Source organism: uncultured Maribacter sp. (genome assembly GCF_947500985.1).
Taxonomy (GTDB): domain Bacteria; phylum Bacteroidota; class Bacteroidia; order Flavobacteriales; family Flavobacteriaceae; genus Maribacter.
Genome location: NZ_CANMTX010000003.1, coordinates 1 through 23,285, shown reverse-complemented (window position 1 = coordinate 23,285; position 23,285 = coordinate 1). Strand labels below are relative to the sequence as shown.

Genomic DNA, 23,285 nt, shown 5'->3' with positions numbered 1-23,285 from the left:
ACTATTTAGGATTACCGATATAACTGTTAATCTCAAACTTTATGTACTCATATCCTTTTCCTTTAAAAGGCTGTGCTTGCTGCATGCCATGCGCCAATTTTCTATTCGGGAATAATTTATCGGCTATAGCTTTATTAGGCGAACCGTTTACAAAGCAATTTTCTAAACTACTATTTACAACTTCTAAACTATCAAGATCCAAAGGTTTGTAGTTAAAGAACTGTTTACGCTGTATTCGTACCCCTTCGGTTACAAATTTATGATCTACCCAAAGTAACTTGCCCTCTGCGTCGTAATACGAGATTATAAGTTGCGGTATAGTTACTTCTTGTACACCCGAATTAAACAATACGCCATTGAAACCTTGTTCTGTGTACACTAAATCTTGTAAAGCGACATGCTTATACAAATCGGTATTGGCAGTGTTACCTGCAGATTGCAAGTTGAATTTTGTGGGTTGTTCTTCGAAACTTACTGGAGTAAACTCGTCTGGATTAAAAGTTGGTGGTAATGTGTCTTTGGTAGAAGACCATGCTATACCTTCAAAGTTAATTTTGAACGTGGTCGTTTCTTTCGGCATCAACTTGTGTTTAATTTGATGCTTGGCATTGTAATTCGCTAACTCTTTGTTATTATCATTATACAAAGTTGCTTTTATGACAATATCTGCAGGGGTATTGTCGACATTTTGTAACTCGCCTATAATGCTATATTGCCCTTTATATTTTACCAGTTTAGCCGATAAAATTTCTAGAACGGGTTGTTTTAATACATCTTCATGATAGGTTTCTTGAGTTGTAATTTTTCGTCTACCGTGGTTGTAATATGTGGTGCTGTTTGCAGTGAAAAGTTGATCAGGAGGTATATCATTATCAACTTTTGATGATTTTACGTACCACTTATTTTTTCGTTTTACCAGTTCATGATGGTCGTTGTTGAATACATTTTCTAATGGTGTAATCCACCTTGTTGAGACCTTCGCTTTTGCGCTATTTTCGGTTTCATCATAAATTTCTATACCCAACGAATCTAGTTTTGCATATGAACTTAAAATTCCGTCGGTCACGGAAACCTCTAACATATACTGGGCTATGTCTATATGTTGCTCTGGATCTATATATGAATGCGCTCTAGAAAATTCTTTAAAATCTAAGGCATCATAATAAGATTCTACAACGTTGTTCGGTGATAATTGTGTTGCATTTTTTACGTAAAATATGTACATGCCATAACCCATACAAATCAATATTAATAATGCCCACCAATGCGAGAACGTTAAAAGTTTTGAAGAGAACTTATTATAAGGTAGTTCTAATTTCATAAAAGAATGCACCGGTACTTTTTTAGACTTTAAAAGCCGCACCCATATCATCTGAATATTCACAAAAAGGGCAATGATTACTGTCGATAGCGGAATGATGCCCCACATAATTTTCATTATGGTAGGTACATCTTGCTTGGGCATTATTTGCGGTATGGGTGTCACATTCAGTTTCTCCCAAACCATAATACCATTTTCTAATTGCTGTAGCCGTTGCCAACCACAATAATAGAGTATGGGGTCGTAGAATTTATCGTTCGAGAAAATATACTTTAAATTATATTTTTCGGGTACGGTCAAAAATTGCTGTAATGATCCAATACCTTCAACACCCCTGAATTTTGAGTTTTCAATTCGTTCTATCGCTCTGGTGGTCAATTCGGGTAATCGCCGTGCAGAGTGGTAATTTCCATCAACGGTCATTGCGCCTGTTTGTGCAGAAAGCCATGCCATTTGATCACCAAAACCTAGCGGTAAATACCGCCAAGAATCATGCGAATCTGCCCCTAGAAAGTTGACAATGGGTAGCATGTTTATTTTTGCCGGCTGCGAGGGTCTAAAATACCCCAAAGTCATGGTAAATAGCACCATAAATAACATACCGCCGGCAATCAATCCGCCTAAGACCCTATGGTAAACTCCGCCGAATCTTTCTTGAATCAGCACTTTTAAATCTCCTTCGACCATCCGGTAGGCAAACTCTGCGAATATGGGGAGTGCCATAATAGTAGCCCATAACGTGAACCTATCTAACGTAAGAATATTAAAGGCCATTTCGCCTAACATCATACGTGGAATAGGGGTAGTACCTCCAGTTCCTAAAATTGTTAATAGTGCAAAAGACAATCCGAAGAACACATACCTTTTACTAAAATATCTGTAAAAAAAATAGGGTAGAATAAATAGAAATACTCCCCATGGAATTATGAAGAATACGAGGCCCGATGAAGTTATTTCCAAAAAATTATCTCGTGACCCATGCGGTATGGCCACTTGGGTAATGGGGTTTCTTTTAGAATTATACCAGTAAGGGAAAATACAGAATATGAGTAAAAATATTGCAGTACTACCAAACTTAGCTATGCGCCAAAAATGTTGTAAAGTAGTACTCCAAAATACTTTAAAAGTTAGTTCTTTATAAGATTCTACCTTTTCTCTAGCAGCATCCATTACCGCCATTCCCATTAATGGCGCAATAAAAAATACCATACCAAAAAGAGGGGTTACATGATGAGATGTAACCGTTACCGCAAGCATAGTCGCCGATGTAATAAAATACCGTGTTTTACCTGTTTTGATATACAGGTATATTTCTGTCATTGAATGCAGTAATATCGATAATGCAGTTATACTTGGTAATTGCCCGAAGATATGTAAAGTCTCTACAAACGTAGATGAGAAAACAGCCATAATCGCACCGTAACCTGCTATTCGCCGGCTGCCTGTCATTAAAAGTGTAAACCTATATGCTCCGGTAATAAATAAGACAATTGCAATTAGGGCAACCGTGTACATACCGAATTTTAAACCCCCAATGTAAGAGAGTATTCCAATGACCTGGTGTACTAACGGTGGGTACGACTGTACGGTAAAACCTGTATACCAGCGATATTCCCACGGATCAAACCAACTATTGGCATAGTGATCGGCGAAAAATAAATGAATTAATGCGTCGTAAGTCGATTCTAACGTAAAGAAAATTGCAGAACCGTGAAAAGCAAGCCCTACGATTAAAGCTAATATTAAGAGGGTATTGGTTTTTTTTTCCAAAGGTTAGATTAGAATCAAATTCTATATAAAGGTATTAAATATATGAGATGATCAATACAATAAAAAGGGAATAGTTGAAATTTTAATAATAGAATACCTACAATATGCTGTTCTTTTATTATCAAATATTGAAAATCGAAAGACCATACGTTTTAAAAACGAGTTATTATCGAATGTTATTAACCACTCATCTACAGTAATCTGTTACCCATCTTGTTTGATTTAAAATCTTAGAGCTTGGTAAGTAAATTTGTCAATGCAAACGATACATAAAGAGAACCAACCGCATGAAAATTCTAGCCATTGATGACCAAAAACTTATTTTACTTTCTGTTGAAAAACGATTGTCGGAATTAGGATATGAAGTGCAAACTGCCAATTCAATTGAATCGGGAATACAACTATTTAATTCATTTAAACCAGATTTGGTTTTACTTGATATGAATATGCCAGAAATGACTGGTACAGAATTGGTTTCGTGTACGGGTACAGAAGTAGTAAAATATATTCGGTTATTCATGAAAAATGATACGCCAATTCTCGTAATGTCTGGTAATACAGATGAGAACCTTATTATGCAAAATTTTGATTTGGGCGTAAACGATTATCTGAAAAAACCGGTAAGTCTAGATGAAATGGCTGCTAGAATAAAAAGAATAATCGGTGCACCTGAAAATAAGGGAGTAGTTGCTGCGAAAAAATCAGATACACGTATACTTCAGAAGAATTGTATTGGTGTCGTTATACCCTGTTATAATGAGGAAGAGCGACTTTTAAGTGAAGAATTTAAACAATTTGCACATAAGAATCTTGGGTATCATTTGTGCTTTGTAAATGATGGCAGTACAGATAATACCTTGTCAGTTTTAAGAAAATTAAAAGAAGATAGTCCTGATAACATTAGTATTTATAATTGTAAACATAATGGCGGCAAGGCAGAAGCTGTTCGCCAAGGTATTTTACACTTGGTAAAAGACCAACAGTTAGATTATATAGGATTTTTAGATGCCGATCTATCAACAGATTTTAGAGATTTTGATGATTTGGTAAAAACTATTGAAATTTCAGATTTTAAAATAGTAAGTGGTTCGCGTATTGCAAGAATGGGAGCAAATATCACCAAAGAATCGGCACGTAAACTAATTAGTATGAGCATTAATCTAATTATACAAACTATTTTGGGTATGCCTTTTAAAGATACTCAATGTGGCGCAAAAGTGATGGATCGTGAGATTGCCTCTAAAATGTTCAGTAAGAAATTTGTTACCAAATGGCTTTTTGATGTTGAGTTGTTTATGAGAATGAAAAAGTACTTTGGTAAAATAGCTGTTAAAAGCATGATTTGCGAACAACCTTTAAAAAGATGGATACATGCCGATGGGTCTAAACTTTCTATGAAGGACTCGGTTAAAATTGTAGGTCAACTAGCTAAAATTGCTGTTCATTATAGATAATTATACTTAAAATTTAAATTCACATTTTTTAAGGTTTATTATAGGTGCTGAGATTTCATTATCTCAGCGCTTTTTGTTTTTATGTAGTTAATGCGTGTTACCACCAAAGTGTATCTTTGTACTTGATTCTATAGGTGTTGAACAAAATTCAAAATTTCATTTCTGTTTCTTTCAAAGAACTACTACAATATTTGGGTAGTACTAGTTTTTCTAAGTCGGTACTTACCGTAGTTGCGGTTATTACACCTTTGTCCATTGGTATTTTAACTGGGTATACCGAAATAGGTGTTGCTATTTGTTTTGGTGCTTTTTGGTGTAATCCAAGCGATGTAAACGGTAGTCAAAAACATAAAATTTACGGTATACTTTTTTCGGCTGCTTTAGTAATGGTCGTTAGTTTTATTGGCGGGTACTTACACTATGCTACTTGGCTTGCCCTAATTATTTTAGGGGTTGCAAGTTTTGCAATTTCTTTGATTTCATCTTATGGATTTAGGGCTTCACTAATTAGTTTTTCAGGACTTTTAGCTTTGATCCTAAGCTTTGCCCATACTCCAGATAAATTGGAGATTTATGAATATGCTTTGTTGGTAGGGCTTGGCGGACTCTGGTATTTGGCATTGTCTTTATTATGGCATAAAATAAACCCGAAGGGGCAAACGGAAGAAATTTTATATGATACCATAGGTCGTACCGGTAAACTTTTAAAGAAACGTGCGCAGCTAATAGATGAACAATCTAATAGAAAGAAATTGCAGCAGCGGTTGTTTCTACTGCAAAGTGAACTTACAGAACAACATGATACACTGCGTGAAATTCTTATTCTATCTCGTAAAAACTCGGGTAGATCTACCTATAATGGTAAGCGGGTTTTGGTATTGGTGCAATTGATAGAAATGCTGGAAACGGCAGGTGCGAATCCGGTAAACTATACGAAGATGGATGTGCAGTTTAAATTGTATCCAGAATTTACCAAGTTGTTTCAAAACCTGACTTTTGAGATGGCTAATCAATTGCAATTAATTTCTGTAATTGGTAACAAGCCTAGTCAAATGCCAAAGCATGATGCGCTAACTTATCATTTTGAAGAATTACGAATTAAGATTTCTGAGCTTGGTACGGTAAAAGACGCAAAGGCGTACGAAGCTTTTATTATGTTTCAGAATTTGTTAGAATATCAAGAAAAGCAATTTGACAAACTTAAAAGAATGAAGTGGCTGCTTAGTGATCACGATGTAGCATCCGAGGAATTTATTGATAAAGAAATTCTAAAACGTTTCTTGATATCTCAAGATTATAGTCCGCGAATATTATTGCGAAACCTTAGTTTTAGGTCTACCATATTTCGACATTCATTACGTTTAGCGGTTACCTTAATGATCGGATTTGTGGTTGGTAATGTATTCGCATTCCAGAATCCGTATTGGATACTTTTAACCATCATATTAATTATGAGACCTAATTATGGTCTTACAAAAACACGATCTAAAGACCGAACTATAGGTACTATTATCGGTGGAGTTATTGCTACTGGTATCGTATATTTAGTACAAGATGTGTATGTATATGCAGTATTAGCATTGATTTCGTTTGTTGTTGCGCTGTCAATGCTACAGAAAAACTACAAATTGTCTGCGATTTATGTAACCTTAAGTATTGTATTCATTTACGGAATTTTACAACCCGATGTAATGACCGTAATTCAATACCGAATTTTAGATACGCTTGTTGGTGCAGGATTATCATATTTAGGATTTTTGTTTTTATGGCCCAGCTGGAGCTTTCAAGAGATACAAAAAGATGTTACCAAAAGTGTAGAGGCAAACAGAATGTACCTAACTGAAATTGCAGATTTTTATAGACACAAGGGTATCGTACCTACCAGCTATAGATTGGCGCGTAAAAGTGCTTTTCTAGAAACTTCGAACTTAAGCTCGGCATTTCAGCGCATGACGCAAGATCCACATTCAAAACAAAAAAATCTAAATAAAATATATGAGCTGGTTGAGCTCAACCACAACTTTTTATCATCTCTGGCATCATTAAGTATTTATATTCAGCATCATACCACCACAGAAGCTTCAGAACGTTTTAATAACATTGTTTTTAAGATAGATGAAAACCTTGGTTTAGTAATGCAAACGCTTTCTAATAGTGTTGCTACTGGCGATGAGCCGAATTTTGAAGAAGTTGGTTCGTTTGAGAAACAATTGCCCAAGTTTGAATCGGAAAATGTGAATTTAAATGCAGAAGATAATAGTGCGTTAAAACGAAATCATCAAGAAGAACAACTTATTTGGGAACAATTTCGCTGGTTATATTCTTTAAGTTCTACGATGATGAAGTTGACTTCAAGTTTGTGATAAGTAGTTGTTTTATGCTATTCATTAGAAATATCTGAACTCTTAAATTCTACACTTTTAGCTTCTAGGTAAGCCCAAATTTCTGCAATATTTCCTGAGTCAGATAATGCATTAAAATCAGGTTGAGAAAGGCAATAGGTAAGAAAGCCGTTTACGTTTGATTCTGGTATGTCAAAATTTTCTGCTATTGTTTGCTTTGAAAATTTATAAATAATTTCTTTTTCTAAATTCAGTTTTTCATCGCGCTCTACCATTTCTTCTAATGATTTAGTTCTGCCAGAAACTTTGTTCATGATTTTATGAGTATTTACTTTAACACTCAACCCAACATAACTCAAAATTTCATTTAGCCTTCCATACTCATCCATTATTTGTAGACTTACATATTTTCCTCTATCAGCCTCTTGTAACAGCCTTTCACTTTGGGTCATTTTGGTAACATCTGCATTTTGTAGCCCTAAGGAATATGATGTTACCGTGGGTTCTATTTGTAACCTATCTATATCTCTGTCAATCTCACCGGTTAAATTATAAGGGGTAACGGTAACCTCATTTAAATCAATAATATTATCAATGAGTTGAATAGTGATTAAACTACTATTCATATGAGATTCGCTAATTACTATTTCTTTTGGCAAGTATTGTACGGCAGTAATACGTACAGAGTCTTTTAACTTCACCTCTATAGAAAATAAACCTAGGGAGTCTGTTATGGTTGATGCTTTAGAATTGAGATTAACGATTAATACGTTAGAGACATCATTTTTAATACTTGAAACCTTACCTTTTAATAGGGTAGAATTGTCTTGACCAAACCCTAAAAAGGAGGCTAATACTGCTACAAGTAAGAATATTATATGTTTCAGCAATGGTTGGGTTTGTGCTAAAAATACTACGCCTTTATTTAAAAAATGAAAAGATTAAGTTAAAACAGGAATACTGATTATTAATGTTTTACAATTGCTTAAGTTGTTTTATAACCAGGAAATGAGAAATAAAAACGATGGGCACTATACACGTGGGTAAGAAACTATAGGGGAATTCTAAAAGAGCCATATTTGGCTGATCAAACGCAAATTGCTGAATTGGTAGCGGAGAAGATAATATGGCAATTATGACAATGACTGAAAGAAACAATAGTCCAATTACATTCCAAAATAAAAAATACGGTCGTGCTAAATCCTTCTTTTTTACGAATTGATAAATTAAGATCACAAGTGCAGAGAGTCCTATTAAAATATCAAAATTCCAACCGGTAAAAGTCATTATTTCGGGAATTTGACCTTTTATAAAAAGTTGGTACAAACATAATTCTACTGGGATTCTTACAATATGTATTCCTATTAAATAGCGCGTATTTAGCTCTTTAATTGAAATTATTTTAAACACCAAAATGGATAGTAGTGTAGTGGCAATGATAGCCAATGGGAACAATAGGGGCTTTTCTTTAAAGACTTCAAAAAATGACAAAAGCCCTATTACTACCTGCCAAGCAAAAAAAATAAGTACTGCCCTTAAGTTTTTTCCTGTTCCAATATAAAACAAGAATAAGGTCAGTAGTGTAATAAATAAAAATACGGCTTCTAGCATAACATTTAATTATCTATTAAATTGCTTTAAATGGTGATTGGTATGCTTGTATACAAATATGCCAATTTCCTCATTGGTCATTTTTCCGAAGAACGGATGAATAAAGTTAGAGCTTGAATAACCTTTATAATCGTTTAGTAAACCAATCCATTTTTCTTTTTCATTATTGAAATCTCCGGTCCCAGATATTTTAAATTCCGGATGCGTAGGCTGATTTTTTTTCATTGGAAGCTCGTTTTTCATGATTCCCTTCAATGCCATTCCGCCAAATAATCTGCCAATAAAAAGTCTTTTGTACTCTTTTTTGCCTTGAAATAATTCTTCGCCCAACGTACAATGTTTTAGCATTTGATATGGGTCCATTTTGCCCCATTGCGCATTGTCAGATTCTTTCAAAGTTTGAATGCGCTCAATTAATTCGCTGTTAGTGTTCTTATCAAAAATTGTTTTCATAAAGTGGTTTTATATTATTTGCCTTTAGAACAGCCGTGGTTATAAGACAAATATATGTGGCACTTTCCACTAAAAAGTTGCCCTATGGCAAAAATAGATTTTACGATGCTATTTCTTTACGAATACGGCTTAACGAATACTTGGTAATGCCCAAATATGTAGCAATATGTTGTAATGAAATGTTTTTTATTATATGAGGTTTCTCTTGTACCAATCTTAGATAGCGTTCTTTTGCTTCATCTGCAATGAACGATACTCGCTGATTTTTAAGTGCAAAATAAGAACCGACCAATTTCTTACGACCCTGCTCTCTAAAGGGTTCAATACTATGAAACAGTTGTTGAAAAGTCTCAAAGTCTAATTGCCAGCAAACAATATCAGTTAATGCCTGAATATTCTCTCTCGTAGGGTTGCGAAGAAAAAATGATGACCAATCTATTGCGATTTCGCCTTGCCCATAAAAGTCAGTAGTAATATCGTTGCCTTTGGTGTCATTAACAAACGAACGGGCAAAACCGCTTTCTATAAACCAATAGTGGTTTTCAGTTTTACCTTCTTTTAAGAGAAAGTCGTTTCTACGAAAGCTAACTTTTTTGAATTTTGGAATAATGATTTTCAATTCGCTTTCTGAAAAAGTAGTAGGAGAGAATATATTTTTTAGGAAGTGCTCGGTTTGCATTATAAATGGTGGTTTTTAAAATAAATTAATGCTGACTAATTTATTTCTAAACTACTTATAATTTGCTTCTGACTAATTACTTACCTCATATTATTTTGTTGGCTTTCAGTTTAATATGCTATTGCCCATTCTTAATTTGCTCAATACCTTCTTGATACGTGGTAACCGAAAAATCTGGGAACCTATTTTTAAACTTGGTAGAAACGAATATGTTATCGCTCTTATACCTTGGTAGCAATTCTTGTAATTCTTTTATTTGTGTTTTGAAAACACCACCTATTTTAAAAGCAATTTTAGGTACTACAGAATAGGTAAATGATTTGCCATAAATATCAGAAATTAAAGCAATAAACTGTTTATAGGTCAGTCGAGAATCATCGCAGGGTAGGTGCCAGGTTTGATTATAGGTGTCGGGTGTGTTACCAATTAAAGCCATAGCCTTACTGGCATCTGGTGTCCATATTAAAGTTCTTAAGGTAGCGTCGCTAATAAATACTTTTAATTGTTTGCCTTGCTTTATATTCTCAAAAATGATAGCGTTGGTGATACTCTGCGTTTTGCCAGGACCATAAAACTCTGGTGCTCTACAAATAACTGCTTCTAGATTAGACGAATTTATTTCCTGTAAAAGCATGGTAGTAATTTCAGCCCTTACTTTTCCTTTTTGTCCCACTGGAGCAAATTTGCTCTCTTCGGTTAGGGGAGTTTCATTTTGCGCATACATATAGGTGTTATCAAAGAACACCAATTTTGTATGGTGCTTTTTGCAAGCATCGATAACATTACGCATCATTATGGGGAATTGGTCTACCCACATTTTAGTGTTCATGGGTAAACCAACCGTTATATATACAATTTCACTTCCTTTTACGGCTTCTTCGGTTTTTTGCTTGTCTAATAAATTGGCAGAAAAAAGCGTGTCGGTATCGTTTACTTTCTTCGGATTTCGACTTACGAGCCTAATGTTAGAAGTGTAATTTTTTTTTAATTCTTTCGCTAGTTCAATTGCGATTTGACCGTTAGCCCCAAGTATAGTTTGCATTTAACTATTTATTGCTTTCTGATCCAGTATTGGGTTCTTCCTAAAAGCGAAAAGCCTAAATAACCTCTCACTTTCAATTTGTTAGGTTCTTCCAGCTCTAAATAACACTTATATTCTTTACCGTTTTCTGGATCTAGAATAGTACCGTCGTTATATTCATCGCCATCTTTCTTGATATCTTCTATGATTACTAGACCTCTTATTTTTTGTCCTTTTTTAGAGCCTTTACAATTATCGCAAACTTTGTCTGCATCACTTTTATAGCTATTAACTATTTTGGCGAAATACGTGTCGTTCGTTTTATATATTTCAATGAGTGCTTTTTTCTCGTTTGTTTCCTCATCAAAGGTTTCCCATTGACCTGTAATTGTTTGTCCGTAGCTAATAAAGCTTACTGTCATTAGTAATATGAAGAATAAATTTTTCATGTTTGTACGCTATTTTATATTGTTAATTGATTTATTACCCACTTTTGGTTCCTAAATATTTGAGTTAGGAGGGTGAAAAATAAAGATACTATTTCTTCTAATACTCATAACCATTGAAAATTTATTGGATTAAAAATTCAAATAAAATTTCAGGAATTTATAAGATTTATGCAACTCGATTTCAGTCGATTATAATAGGTAGCGTAAGTAAAATATTTTGTAAAAAATATTTTACTGTCCAAACCAACAACCAACAACCAACAACCAACAACCAACAACCAACAACCAACAACCAACAACTAAGCACTAACCACTTGTTTTTTCTTACGCTTCTCTTTAAAATACGCTTTGTTAGCTATGTAAATTGTTTTTCTAACCTCACAAAACACTTGGGTTTTCTCTTTATTGGTGAGCTGCGTGGTTTTAATAACATCAACTTCTTTCTTTTCGGCTACTTGTGCTCTAATTTCTGCAAGCTCTTCCTTAGAAAAATTAAAGTCTGCATATAGATTTTCTTTTGCCGGTTTTTTAAAGAATATTTCAGCAGATTTATCCCAAACGACATAGTCGTTTCCCATTATGCTTAATAACTGAATCATTGGTATAGGATCTACCGCAGAAAACATACTACCTCCAAAAATGGAGTTCACATAATTTTTGTTCTTGTAACTTAATGGTAAAATTATTTTTACATGCAATAGATCTTCAGACACCTCAATTAATTTCGCGGTACTTCTTTTGTACATTGGCGACAGATTAAAGCCATATCTAAATATGGTATTTTTCTTAAACACTTTTGATGCTAATGCTTCAACTTTCTGATAAACTGACATATTCTTTTAATAATTAAAAAGGGAAGTGAAATTAATTGAACTTCTAAAGTTCTTCTAGTTTTCTAACCGATAATTTTGTCGCTACAACACTAATTATTAGTATTTGTATGGCATGAAACAACATGAGCGGTAATAATATGATACCAATAGATGCCATGTTGCCAAATAGTATTTTAGAGAAAACGGTACCATGAACTAACGATTTTTTTGTACCGCAAAATTGAGCGGTAATTTGGTCTTCTGTATTGAGCTGTAGTTTTGTTGAAACTAATTTGGTGAGATAAAAGACAATAGAAAACAAGCATATGACACCTATTAATAGGAGTAGTAAATCTACTATAGAGACAGTACTAAAAATATTCTTTTTAAAAGACTCACTAAAACTTTTATAGATAATCAATAAAATTATCGATTTATCGAACAGTGTTATTTTGCTTTTATGTTTCTGTACAAAAGAACCAAAAAAGCGATGTAAAAGAAGGCCTATTATTACAGGTATTATTATTTGTACAATTAGTTTAATATAAATTTCTGTAAAATCGAAGTCGGTTTGTAAGTCACTAACAAATAGTCCCATCCATAATGGGGTAAGGGCAATGCCTATAATGCCAGAAATACTGGCGTTGAAAATTGCTGCTGGTATATTACCTTTTGCTAATGAAACCATAAGAACTGAAGATGAAACAGTAGATGGTAATGCAGCTAAAAAAAAGAAGCCTAACCAAATTTTTTCTTGCTCTTCATTTTGAATGAATGGATGTAACAGTAAAACCAATAAAGGAAAAAGTAAAAAAGTAGCTCCCTGAACCAACAGATGTAATTTCCAATTTTTGAGCCCTTGTTTTAATTTCTCTGGACTTAACTTGAGTCCGTAAAAAAAGAAAATAAGTGAAATGCCTATACTACTAATTGCATTTATTGGGAATTTATTTTCCTGTGTTCCCCATTGTGGAAATAGGTATGCTAATGCTATTGCTATAATTATAAAAAAAACAAACTTATCAATCTTCAATTTCATTAATATTCTTTAGGGCAAATAACTGAATTTTATTTAGGTTAATGAGAGATTTCCCTAAATTGAATGTACTTATACAAAATTAGTATTATCCTTCTGTTGCAGGTATTAATTCTTGCCTTTTTATAGGATTAATTCGAAGTGATTAAAGAAATGTATTATCGTTTTATTGTATGTAGTTTCTTGATGTTATAGGTGAATTGTAAGACTCTTAAATTCCACAAAGTTAAAGTCTGTATTGCAGTTATTTGTTCATGTTCTGAACTTACAACCAGTTGATCTTTAAATGATTTTATAAACTTAGTCCATAAATTCCCTTTAGTGTCGTGTAGTAGAAAGTAAAATCCGCTATCTCCAATCTTTTTGCCCGATGAGTTTAAAATTAGTTCACCATTATCACCTACTAGAGGATTTAATATGACGGTTGCACTACCGTTGGGCAAAGGAAAAATCGCTTTAATACAACCACTACCGTTCGGTAGGGTACACGGTTCATATACACCAGAATACACTACTTGACCAGTTTTCTTGAAAGTCCTGAGCCATATTGTTCGCTTAACTAGTTTGGTTTTTCTATCTATTAAATGGATAATTTCACTTTGTAAAGCTTCGGAGTTTTTATCGGCACTCATGGGGATGTTTAACTGCTGAATGCGATTACTGAATAAGATTTTTAATAATCTTCCAAATACTTTGAAAACCGGATTCCATTTTACTCCCAAGTCAAAATCGTAATTGCTTGTGTTTTCGTAAAAGTCAATGACGTCTTTAGATAACTTGTTACGTTGATTTTCTGGTAAGTTTAATTGATCTATAGACTGCAACAAACCTTTGTCTACCTGTTTGTCATCTAGTAGCAAGTTTTCTTTTTCTGCTAATTGCTGAATGAATTTTAAGCCAATGCCGTTCGTTTCTCCGAAAGGACCAAGTAACCATTTGTTTTCGGCAGCATTAATTTTTTTACCAAATAGAATTACCCATTGTTGCGTTATCCAATCTTGAATGTTTTGTTTTAAAGGTGCAAATTCCATTTAACTGGGTTTATTTAATTGCTCAGTTGGAATAAAATTTTGTTTTCCTTTCCACGTGCCAAATTCAGAAATAGGCTTAAAACGCAAGGTGGTAAATTCGAAATGAAAGTCCTTTCTATCCCTTTCTTTCATGGCATTTGAATGTCTTTTTGGTTTGGGTATATTGCTATGTCCATGAACCATGTTGGTCATCTCTTTTTCAGTTTTCCAGATTGAAAATGTCGAAACTGTATTAGGAAATTTAATTGAAGCCAATGAAAATATAGTGCCTTGGTGGTCTCTCACCAGTTTTTCCACAGGTCTTCCCCATTTTAAAAACCTTGGTATTGCCAAGGGTTTCATTCTAGCAATGGTAACAGCGACTACTGCAGATGATTCGTTTTCTAATATTGCTTTCTCTTGAGGTATTTTGAATCCGGTGATTTTTCCCCATTCGCGCATGAATAATAAACGAACGTGCCAGCCTTTGTTTAAAATTTGACCGAATTTTTTATTTCTAAGATAGTTCTCAAATGCCTCTTCATTTTCCCATTGTGCAAAAATAGCAACCTGGTTTATTAGAAATCTAGAAGTTGAAATAATGGGTGAACCTAATGTCATCGCTGACATATATTCAGAGTGAATTAGACCTTTTGTTTTCTTATCTATTAGGTTAGTAAATATCCCCTTAACTGCCAAAGCAAATGGTATTTTGACAAGATGATAAGAAAATATAGTCATTTTATGTATTGTTGAATACTCGTTTTCAAAACTTTAATTTGTGTTGGGCGATACTATTTTAAGTACTCAAATCAGTGTCTTCCCAGCTGGTATCTTTAGAAACCATATAGGTTAAAGAATGTCTTCTTTCGTGAATAACACCACCATTACCCATAGGGTCAAAACCTGTAGGAACTGTATCACTACCTAATTGACCACTTCTAACTGCATTATGCAAGCAATAGAACAAGTCTTCTTTCTGCATCAAATCTTCTTCTGAAACAGTCGTTTTGTCTTTTACCCATTCTTCTATGATGCCATCTAATTTACATGTAAAATTACTTAAAATGTCTTGCATTTGGTCGCCTGACATCATTTCTCCTGTTATTTCAGGTTCCATGTAGCCAAAATACCAAGCCAAAGACCATGCGTTTTCAAATTTCCAACCTATAGCGTTTCTTGCTTGCTCATCATCTCGTGATACCGTTAAGATTGATTTTTCTTCTGTAGTCATGAAATCTTGAAGATCATTGTTTTCAATAAAACTTAAGATGTGTTCTTTTGGTAAACTTTCTTCAGGTACCATTAACCATAGTACCAATGCTTTTATGGCATGTAGTCTATTTGCTATTTCTATAGTAGGTCTTAATTGTCTGCCTAAATCTGTTGGTAGCGAGATGGTAGGTTTAAAGCCGGCTTTGAAACAAACATCCAGATTTTCTCTTCTTAAGTCAGTCATCCAAGAAATGTCATCATAAGAATTAAAAGAAGGCTTATTTTGAATTTTTTTTTTTGGTTCTTCATTATCTTTTGAACCGAATAGTTTTTTGAATATCCCCATATTGTTGTTGTTATTGAAGTTTAATTTTCTAACGTATTTGAATATGCTTTGTTGCATGGTTAGCTACAAGTATCCAGGCTTTTTTTACGATAAACCAAATGGGTTAATTATTGGACTTGTATAAAAAGGTATTATATCTAGAGTTGTACCCACGATTTGAACGCCTATTTGAAAATAAATTAACACCTAATGTGATTTGGTGAAATCCTCCATTACCTGTAACCAATCCTCCGAATTCACTCGAGTAAGTATATGATATTAAAAAACGGTCAAATTCAATACCAGCTATGGGTGTAATTAGATTGAAATTTTTCACTTCATTTTTTTCTAGGCTTCGTCTGTAGGATAGTGCAAACCATGCTCTTGCAGTGTCACCAAAGGTTTGATACACTTTGGCGTTAATGTCCAATAAACTTTCGCCAGTATTTTCTATATATTGAAACATTGCCGATGGCTCAAATTGAAGGTTTTGTCCGCGACCAAAAAAATAGCCAACATTTAAAAGGTATCTTCTAAGATTCAATGACTTAAATTCCGAGTTTTCTACTTCTCGCGTATTGAGTAAAATATTTTTGGCAGTGAGATAAATAAAACCATCTAGTTTGTGATACGCAAAGCTTAAATCGCCATTGAAATAGGCTTCAGACCGTATTACCTGTGCAACTATTGGGTCAAAATCAACAAAAGTTCGTTGATCTAAATTATTTAGAACATAAGAAGCTGCTAGACCAAAAGATAGTTGGTTTAATGCCTCATAACTTCCAAAATTTAAATGATAGGCATAAGCTCCTTGAAATCCGACCTGAGAATGAAATCCGTTTTTATCATTAAAAATTAATCCGCCTAAAGCAGCGTTGTTTCCTATACTGCCATGCATACTTATTGTTTGCAGTGCAGGTGAACCACTAACTCCATTCCATTGTTGACGGTGTGTCAGTCTTACTTTTGCGCTAATGCCAATACCAGCGGCACTTGGGTGTACCATAAAAATATTATCTGACAAGTAATCTGAGTATACGGGTAATGTGCCTTGTGCTCCTAAAAACTGAGCTAAGAACATATTTATACCTGCTAATAAAAGATAAGTTGATTTTTGCGTGTTTTTTTATCTTTTAATTAGGCTAAAATGTCCTCTTTCCTGTTCTCCTGAATCATGTACAATGACGTACCAATAATCATCTTTTGGCATTGATTTACCTTTGTAAGTGCCATCCCAACCCTCTGAATCAGGTCTGATCTGTTTTAAGATTTTTCCGAATCGATCCAGTACATATATGTAGTCAATAGTGTTATCTACATCTTCAATATTCCAAGTCTCATGATACCCGTCGTTGTTTGGTGTAAAAAACGGTGAAATACCTTCAGTGAATACCTGAACATAGAACCGATCTACTTCGATTTCGATAAGTACTTCATCAGAGAGGATGTAAGGATCAGTATCAACAAGGTATTGGCATATCTGAACGAATACCCGAACGTAAACGTACAGGTACGCTCGCATACGGATTCAAGGGCTAACGATGCGTACAACATGTGTTTATCGGCGAACAGGGCAAAGGCAACCGCGGAATATTTGATAGCGGCGGGTATCCCATGCAACAGAATCTCATATGAAGGTTACGGCGAAACGGAGCTTACCAATAACTGTAGCAACAATATTCTATGTAGCAAAGAGAACCATCAACTCAACAGACGATCGGAGTTTATTGTGGTAGAATAACCAACATAAACCAATACATATTGAAAAGGGAAGGAGCATAGCTCCTTCCCTTTTTTTTTGTGGAATGAATCGCAATAAAAACTAGTATATGATTTGTTCTGTTTTTGAGATAAAAATGGAAGATAAGATGGATGTTAAATTATATAGAAATCAAAATTCTTACAAAAATTCAAGTTTTATAAACTGTTGATTTTACTACTCTTATCGATGAAATGCATGTTTTTGTAAGATTTTGATATACAAAAAGCGTCATTTCACAACATTTTATTCTTGGTAGACAACAATAGTTGAACTAATAAGTATCTTTCGTTCTATTTTTAAGAAAATTACTATTATAGTGTAGCTTAAAACTTATACAAATGATTTTATCAATAACCGAGAGCTATGATTTATGAAACTGTTTATATAATGATATACAAAACCAACTTGATCTATAAGTGCCTGTAAAAAGAGATTATTTATTTATGAGTAAAATTATAAGTCACAGACACATTTAACCCCTGCAAGAATGCATTATGAAAATTGAATCCCTTAAATTAATTACCGTTCATCGGTACTTTTCTGCTATTGACCAAAACTTTTATGGTGTGCGACAACAAAAAATATCAATTTTTTCTTCAAATACTTAATTTTGTTAAAAGTATTAACAAATAAAAATGATATTTCATCGAGGTTTTACTTTTGAGTTGAAAACATAGCTTAGAATGAAAAAGCATTTTTTTAAAATTTAACAAGATTGTTTTAAAATAACATTGACCATACCCCTTAAAACTATGAAAATCCAAAACCAACCATTTACAAAGAAACTCTTAAGTTTTACCTTTCTTGTCTTTGCATATGCTAGTTCTTATGCTCAATTAAGTGATCTACATTACATACCACCAATGTATTGTAGCGAATATTCAAGTGGCAACTGGTGGAACGAAGAAATTCATTTATCTACACCTTCATCTACAACATTCACCGTTTTCATTGAAGATGGGGCTGGAAATCCTGTTGGAGCTGGTAATAACGGAACTCCCGGAGCTTATGATATAGCTAATGGAGCTCCATACGTCTTAAGCTTAGGTACTGCTCCTAGTGGGTACGCTTCAGCCCTCACCGCAAACTTAGGTGACGTTATTGATGGCAATGGCTCAGGACTAAAATTGACTGCAAGTGAAAATTTCTATGTTAATTTTAAGGTTAATGGAGGTTCACAAGCAGCTAGTTTAACTTCAAAAGGTACATCCGCTTTGGGTACCCATTTTAAATGGGCAGGACCACCAAACCGAACAACATATGCTGCGGGTGGATATTCTGTTTTGAGTATAATGGCCACACAAGATGGCACCGTTATAGATGTTACGGATTATGATACAGATCTTCTTATTCAACGTAATACAGATGCCAGCGCAATTACAGATGATGCTCTAAATTTCACCTTAAATGCAGGAGAATCCTATATTTTAGCAGTAAGAGCAAATACAGGTACTGCCAATAGAACCGGATTTATTGGTGCTGATATTACATCAACTGCGCCAATCGCTGTAACAACAGGTGGAACATTATTTGCGATAGCAACTACAGGCGGTAGAGATTTAGGAATTGATCAACTAGTACCAATTGAGTTACTAGGCACAGAATATGTAGTCATCCAAGGTAACGGAGGCTCTTCTGAACGTGTTATCTTAACAGGTACAGCTAATGGCACATCGGTTAATGTTAATGGTTCCTATTATGGTTCTGTAGACAATGGTACATTTTTAGAAATTGACGGAAGTGAATTTTCAACCAACGAAAACATGTTAATTGAAACTACAGCTGCAGTATATGTACACCATGCAATAATAGGTATTAATGGTGCAACAAACACAGACGGTCTAAACTTCGTTCCTCCTTTGTCATGTTTTAATGATACTGAACTTAATGAACTATCAAGCCCAAGGGTAATTGCAGGAACCTCATATACAGCTTCAAGTTTAATGATTACCACTATTGCAGGTTCTACACTACTTATTAATGGAACTGCCACAACTGAAACAGAAAAAGCTGTGCCTAACAGTACTACATGGGTTACTTATAAAATACCTATTGATAATGATGGTAACTATTCCGTTAGTAGTAATAATCCCATTGCGGTAAGTTTATTTGGAGGCTCAGGTAATGCAGGATTTGGCGGTTATTTTTCTAGCTTTGGTAGTGCTCCCTATTTAGAGGCTAATCAATATTTAAACTATTGTTATGATGAACTTTCTGTTATAAGCTCAGTTCCACCATCAGGGATAACCTGGTATAAAGATGGCGTAGCTATTCCTGGTGAAACAGGAAACACTTTTATTCCTACAGAATCAGGAACGTACTCTGCGCTAATAGATGTGGCTTTTTGCCAGTCATTCACAAGTCAATTTGAATTTGTTTTTGATGATGATGATCTAGATGGGTTACCGAATGATTGTGATCCAAATGATGATAACATAGATACAGATGGAGATGGTATTCCAGATGGTGCAGATGCTGATGTTGATGGTGACGGAACTTTAGATAATGGTCCTGACTGTGATGGCGATGGTATCAATGATTTATTTGATTCAACACCATGTCCTGGTGATGTGGCAGATCCTGCAACAGATAGTGATGGCGATGGAATCACAGATGAAAATGACTTAATAGATGATACTGTTGATACAGATGGTGATGGTTTACCAGATGCTATTGATCCTGATAATAATAACCCAGATACCGATGGTGATGGTGTTCCAGATGGTGTTGATATAGATCCTGATGGTGATGGTATCGCCAATAACGGAACAGATTCCGATGGTGATGGAATTAATGATTTCTCAGATATTGATAATAACCCAGGTGCTGCCGATTCTGACGGAGACGGTATTATAGACTCGGAAGATACAATAGATAATACCGCGGATGCCGATGGAGATGGTTTACCTGATCATTTAGATCCTGATGATGGCAACTGTGATACTGATGGTGATGGTATTGTTGATGGTGCTGATATTGACGTTAACGGAGATGGAACAAATGATAACGGAGCCGATACTGATGGTGATGGAGTTAACAATCGGTTTGATTCTGATGTTGACGGTAACGGAACCATTGATAATGGCCCGGATGCAGATGATAATGGTCTTAATGATGACAAGCAACCATTAGATACTGATGGTGATGGAATTCCAGATGGCTGTGATACGGACCCTTCAAACCCTTGTTCTCCTTCAGCGGACAGTCTATATGTTCCTGTAGATACCGCTGATTGTGATAATGACGGATTAACCTATGCAGAAGAAATAACTGCAGGTACAGATCCTGACTTGGCTGATACAGATGGTGATGGCATAACTGATGGACAAGAAGTATCAGATGGTACAGATCCACTAAATGACTGCGATTCATTCGGAGGAATTCCCCTTGGAACAAGTGATTGTGATGGTGATGGAATTCCGAACTCCTCTGATAATTGTAATGGATTTGACGATTCTCAAGATAATGATAATGATGGTATACCAGATGGCTGTGATCAAGATGATGATAATGATGGCATATTAGATTCTGTTGAATGCTCATTACCAGAAATTGATCAAAACTTTAATAATTGGTCACTGGGAAGCGAATGGACAGTTTTAGGCGGTGGATCACAAGCACGAAATCAAAACAACGTAAGTGATAGTCAAATTTGTTACACAGTAAATGATGTACAATCAATAGCTACTGCATCTTTCGTAAAGTTCAACTTCTTAGTAAGAACAAATGGATCTAGTAATATTATAGTAAATAGTGGTGTTGCAACGTTGGAATTTCAAATTAATGGTACAACATATACAACTTTTTATAATCCTGGGGATAATTCTAGCACTAATGCCACAGTTAATGCAAGTAACGGCGCGATAGCTTCTTTAAGTAGTTTTCCAATTTCAACTACATCAGGGGCGTTAACAGATGTTTCTGTTATCATACCATGGTCAGGTGCTGCAACTATGGATATTTGTTTTAATTACTCTGCGTTGCAAGATGATTGGGATATTTCTGCAGTATTAATCGTCGATGCTGATAAGTTTGCATGCGATTCTGATGGCGATGAAGTTCCTGATACTATTGATTTAGATGCTGATAATGATGGTATATCTGATGTAATTGAAGCAGGAGGAATCGATACTGATAACAACGGAGAAGCTGATGGAGTTGTAAGTTCTTCAGGTGTTCCAGATACAGCAGGTTCAGGGATAAGCCCTATAGAAACTACGAGTGGTACTCCCGACTATCTCAATTTAGATAGCGATGCGGATGGATGTTCAGACGCAAACGAAGCGTATGATGATAGTACTGCCGATAATAGTGATGGCTTTGAATACAGTAATGCAGATACTGCTATTGTCTCAGACGGATCCGGAATTATTTTGTTAAATGGTTTAGTATCAAGTGCAACATATACCACAGGAAACGTGGCTGCTGTAACTACAGTAGGAACAGATATTGATGGAGATGGTTTAATAGGAGCTTGTGATTTAGATGACGACGGTGATGGAGATCCAGATACTACAGACCCAGACCCATTAGATCCATGTATATTTAGTACAAATCAAAATACAGCGAATGTAGAAACTAGCTGGAACAACCTAGATTGTGATGGAGATGGAGAAACCAACGGAACCGAAATTAGTAATGGAACAGATCCAGCTGATCCTTGTGATGTTACCGTTCCTTCTGTAAGAACTACCGGTGATGATAATTATGCTATTTGGGCTGCAGCAGATTGTGATGGGGATGGAAATAGTAACGGAACAGACCCTAATCCTTTTAATCCAACTGCTGTTGATGATAATACATCAGCAAATGTAGGAGAACCTAAAATTTTTAATGTAGTAAATAATGATGACTTTTTAATAGGTAGTACAATAACAATTATTCCATCTGGGACTACAGCCCCTACAGAAACGCAACAAACAACAGCAATAGGTGTAATCACAGTAAATGATTCCACTGGTGAAATTACATATACCGCTGTTGCTAGCGAAAATCCGAGCATAGTATACATTGTATACCAAATTTGTAATAATAGTGTTTGTGACACAGCGGTTTTGTCTATAGCAATTCCAGCATGTTCAGATGTGGATGGAGACAATATATGCGACATCTTTGACTCCGCAATAAATGATCCATGTGAACCTTCTTCAGATCCAGATTGGCAACCACAAGGCACAAATGATTGTGATGGTGACGGATTGACAAATGATGAAGAGACTACAGGTGTAGATGACCCTTTAACTCCGGCAAATCCAAATGGAAATATAACTGATCCAAATCTAACAGACACAGATGGTGATGGTATCTCCGACGGGCAGGAAGCATTGGACGGTACAGACCCTAATAATGACTGTGAATCTAATGGAGGAACACCACTAAGTTCAAGTGATTGTGATAATGACGGACTTACAGAAGCAGAAGAAGCGACAGCGGGCACAGATCCTAATAATCCAGATTCTGATGGGGATGGTGTTCTTGACGGAACAGAAGTTAACATTGATAACACACTGCCTCTTGATTTATGTAGTTATATCATCTCAAGTGCAACTGAAGCACCAAGCGCTGCATGGAACGCTGCTGACTGTGATGGCGACGGTATTACTAACGGTCAAGAAATAATTGATGGTACTGATTCGCTTAATCCATGTGATTCCGTACAAGCGGCTGGTTATACAGATTACGACGCGAGCAATGCTATTTGGGCAGCAGCAGATTGTGATGCAGATGGTGTAACCAATGGCACGGAAGATACCAACGGTACCGATCCATATAATACAGATACCGATGGGGATGGTGTTCCTGACAATACCGATGTTGATCCTCTAGATCCATGTAGCCCAACGCAAGCTGCAGGGTACACAGGATACGATGCTACCAATGCTATTTGGGCAGCAGCAGATTGTGATGCAGATGGTGTAACCAATGGCACGGAAGATACCAACGGTACAGATCCATACAATACAGATACCGATGGGGATGGTGTTCCTGACAATACCGATGTTGATCCTCTAGATCCATGTAGTCC

At 35.2% G+C, this 23,285-nt stretch carries 17 protein-coding genes and 1 pseudogene; 4 read left to right on the top strand and 14 right to left on the bottom strand.

Annotation, left to right across the window (positions count from 1 at the left end):
* Position 1: 1 nt before the first annotated feature.
* The gene (locus tag Q0871_RS06510) at positions 2-3,091 is read right to left on the bottom strand and encodes a hypothetical protein (protein WP_299319906.1); all 3,090 of its coding nucleotides are present in this window, start codon (positions 3,089-3,091) and stop codon (positions 2-4) included.
* A gap of 287 nt (positions 3,092-3,378) precedes the next feature.
* On the opposite strand from Q0871_RS06510, the gene Q0871_RS06505 reads away from it, so the two are divergent.
* Both Q0871_RS06505 and Q0871_RS06500 read left to right on the top strand, forming a co-directional pair.
* Positions 3,379-4,545, top strand: a complete 1,167-nt coding sequence (locus Q0871_RS06505; protein ID WP_299319904.1) for a response regulator — start codon at positions 3,379-3,381, stop codon at positions 4,543-4,545.
* Positions 4,546-4,682: 137 nt separating this feature from the next.
* The gene (locus Q0871_RS06500) at positions 4,683-6,908 is read left to right on the top strand and encodes an FUSC family membrane protein (RefSeq protein WP_299319901.1); all 2,226 of its coding nucleotides are present in this window, start codon (positions 4,683-4,685) and stop codon (positions 6,906-6,908) included.
* Positions 6,909-6,925: 17 nt separating this feature from the next.
* Here Q0871_RS06500 and Q0871_RS06495 read toward each other — a convergent pair whose 3' ends face one another.
* The 13 genes and pseudogenes from Q0871_RS06495 to Q0871_RS06435 all read right to left on the bottom strand — a co-directional run bounded on the left by Q0871_RS06495 (position 6,926) and on the right by Q0871_RS06435 (position 17,020).
* The gene (locus Q0871_RS06495; RefSeq protein WP_299319897.1) at positions 6,926-7,777 is read right to left on the bottom strand and encodes a hypothetical protein; all 852 of its coding nucleotides are present in this window, start codon (positions 7,775-7,777) and stop codon (positions 6,926-6,928) included.
* Positions 7,778-7,862: 85 nt separating this feature from the next.
* Positions 7,863-8,498, bottom strand: a complete 636-nt coding sequence (locus Q0871_RS06490; RefSeq protein WP_299319895.1) for a hypothetical protein — start codon at positions 8,496-8,498, stop codon at positions 7,863-7,865.
* Positions 8,499-8,507: 9 nt separating this feature from the next.
* Complete coding sequence (locus Q0871_RS06485; RefSeq protein WP_299319892.1) at positions 8,508-8,951, bottom strand: DUF1569 domain-containing protein; 444 nt, start codon at positions 8,949-8,951, stop codon at positions 8,508-8,510.
* Between the two features lie 100 nt (positions 8,952-9,051).
* Complete coding sequence (locus Q0871_RS06480; protein WP_299319891.1) at positions 9,052-9,630, bottom strand: Crp/Fnr family transcriptional regulator; 579 nt, start codon at positions 9,628-9,630, stop codon at positions 9,052-9,054.
* 118 nt (positions 9,631-9,748) lie between these two features.
* On the bottom strand, positions 9,749-10,672 hold the full coding sequence (locus tag Q0871_RS06475) for an NAD-dependent epimerase/dehydratase family protein (protein ID WP_299319888.1): 924 nt from the start codon (positions 10,670-10,672) through the stop codon (positions 9,749-9,751).
* A gap of 8 nt (positions 10,673-10,680) precedes the next feature.
* The gene (locus tag Q0871_RS06470; protein ID WP_299319885.1) at positions 10,681-11,100 is read right to left on the bottom strand and encodes a DUF2147 domain-containing protein; all 420 of its coding nucleotides are present in this window, start codon (positions 11,098-11,100) and stop codon (positions 10,681-10,683) included.
* Between the two features lie 299 nt (positions 11,101-11,399).
* A complete protein-coding gene (locus Q0871_RS06465; RefSeq protein ID WP_299319881.1) occupies positions 11,400-11,933 on the bottom strand; it encodes a DUF4442 domain-containing protein in 534 nt (177 codons plus the stop codon).
* 43 nt (positions 11,934-11,976) lie between these two features.
* Positions 11,977-12,951 carry a bile acid:sodium symporter family protein gene (locus tag Q0871_RS06460; protein ID WP_299319878.1) on the bottom strand — a complete coding sequence of 325 codons (975 nt, stop codon included), beginning with the start codon at positions 12,949-12,951 and terminating at the stop codon, positions 11,977-11,979.
* Positions 12,952-13,106: 155 nt separating this feature from the next.
* On the bottom strand, positions 13,107-13,979 hold the full coding sequence (locus Q0871_RS06455) for a hypothetical protein (protein WP_299319874.1): 873 nt from the start codon (positions 13,977-13,979) through the stop codon (positions 13,107-13,109).
* The gene (locus Q0871_RS06450; RefSeq protein WP_299319870.1) at positions 13,980-14,699 is read right to left on the bottom strand and encodes a hypothetical protein; all 720 of its coding nucleotides are present in this window, start codon (positions 14,697-14,699) and stop codon (positions 13,980-13,982) included. It lies immediately after the preceding gene.
* A gap of 58 nt (positions 14,700-14,757) precedes the next feature.
* Positions 14,758-15,519, bottom strand: a complete 762-nt coding sequence (locus Q0871_RS06445; RefSeq protein ID WP_299319867.1) for a DUF4272 domain-containing protein — start codon at positions 15,517-15,519, stop codon at positions 14,758-14,760.
* 103 nt (positions 15,520-15,622) lie between these two features.
* Positions 15,623-16,591: pseudogene (locus tag Q0871_RS06440) on the bottom strand (type IX secretion system membrane protein PorP/SprF); the annotation flags it as partial.
* A 33-nt stretch (positions 16,592-16,624) separates the two neighbouring features.
* Entirely contained in the window at positions 16,625-17,020 is a 396-nt protein-coding gene (locus tag Q0871_RS06435) for a T9SS type B sorting domain-containing protein (protein ID WP_299319862.1), read from the bottom strand.
* Between Q0871_RS06435 and Q0871_RS06430 the strand changes: the two genes are divergently transcribed.
* Together Q0871_RS06430 and Q0871_RS06425 are read left to right on the top strand one after the other, a co-directional pair.
* A complete protein-coding gene (locus Q0871_RS06430) occupies positions 16,970-17,239 on the top strand; it encodes an OmpA family protein (RefSeq protein WP_299319858.1) in 270 nt (89 codons plus the stop codon). The two genes, Q0871_RS06435 and Q0871_RS06430, sit on opposite strands and share 51 nt — an antisense overlap.
* 773 nt (positions 17,240-18,012) lie before the next feature.
* Positions 18,013-23,285, top strand: a 5,273-nt coding sequence (locus Q0871_RS06425; RefSeq protein ID WP_299319855.1) for a hypothetical protein, incomplete at its 3' end; no start/stop codon positions are given.

Excerpts from the sequence above, each read along its gene's own strand:
- Q0871_RS06505 (WP_299319904.1), top strand. The coding sequence starts at position 3,379 with ATGAAAATTCTAGCCATTGATGACCAAAAACTTATTTTACTTTCTGTT.
- Q0871_RS06490 (WP_299319895.1), bottom strand. The coding sequence starts at position 8,498 with ATGCTAGAAGCCGTATTTTTATTTATTACACTACTGACCTTATTCTTG.
- Q0871_RS06485 (WP_299319892.1), bottom strand. The coding sequence starts at position 8,951 with ATGAAAACAATTTTTGATAAGAACACTAACAGCGAATTAATTGAGCGC.
- Q0871_RS06480 (WP_299319891.1), bottom strand. The coding sequence starts at position 9,630 with ATGCAAACCGAGCACTTCCTAAAAAATATATTCTCTCCTACTACTTTT.
- Q0871_RS06475 (WP_299319888.1), bottom strand. The coding sequence starts at position 10,672 with ATGCAAACTATACTTGGGGCTAACGGTCAAATCGCAATTGAACTAGCG.
- Q0871_RS06470 (WP_299319885.1), bottom strand. The coding sequence starts at position 11,100 with ATGAAAAATTTATTCTTCATATTACTAATGACAGTAAGCTTTATTAGC.
- Q0871_RS06465 (WP_299319881.1), bottom strand. The coding sequence starts at position 11,933 with ATGTCAGTTTATCAGAAAGTTGAAGCATTAGCATCAAAAGTGTTTAAG.
- Q0871_RS06460 (WP_299319878.1), bottom strand. The coding sequence starts at position 12,951 with ATGAAATTGAAGATTGATAAGTTTGTTTTTTTTATAATTATAGCAATA.
- Q0871_RS06455 (WP_299319874.1), bottom strand. The coding sequence starts at position 13,979 with ATGGAATTTGCACCTTTAAAACAAAACATTCAAGATTGGATAACGCAA.
- Q0871_RS06450 (WP_299319870.1), bottom strand. The coding sequence starts at position 14,699 with ATGACTATATTTTCTTATCATCTTGTCAAAATACCATTTGCTTTGGCA.
- Q0871_RS06445 (WP_299319867.1), bottom strand. The coding sequence starts at position 15,519 with ATGGGGATATTCAAAAAACTATTCGGTTCAAAAGATAATGAAGAACCA.
- Q0871_RS06435 (WP_299319862.1), bottom strand. The coding sequence starts at position 17,020 with ATGCGAGCGTACCTGTACGTTTACGTTCGGGTATTCGTTCAGATATGC.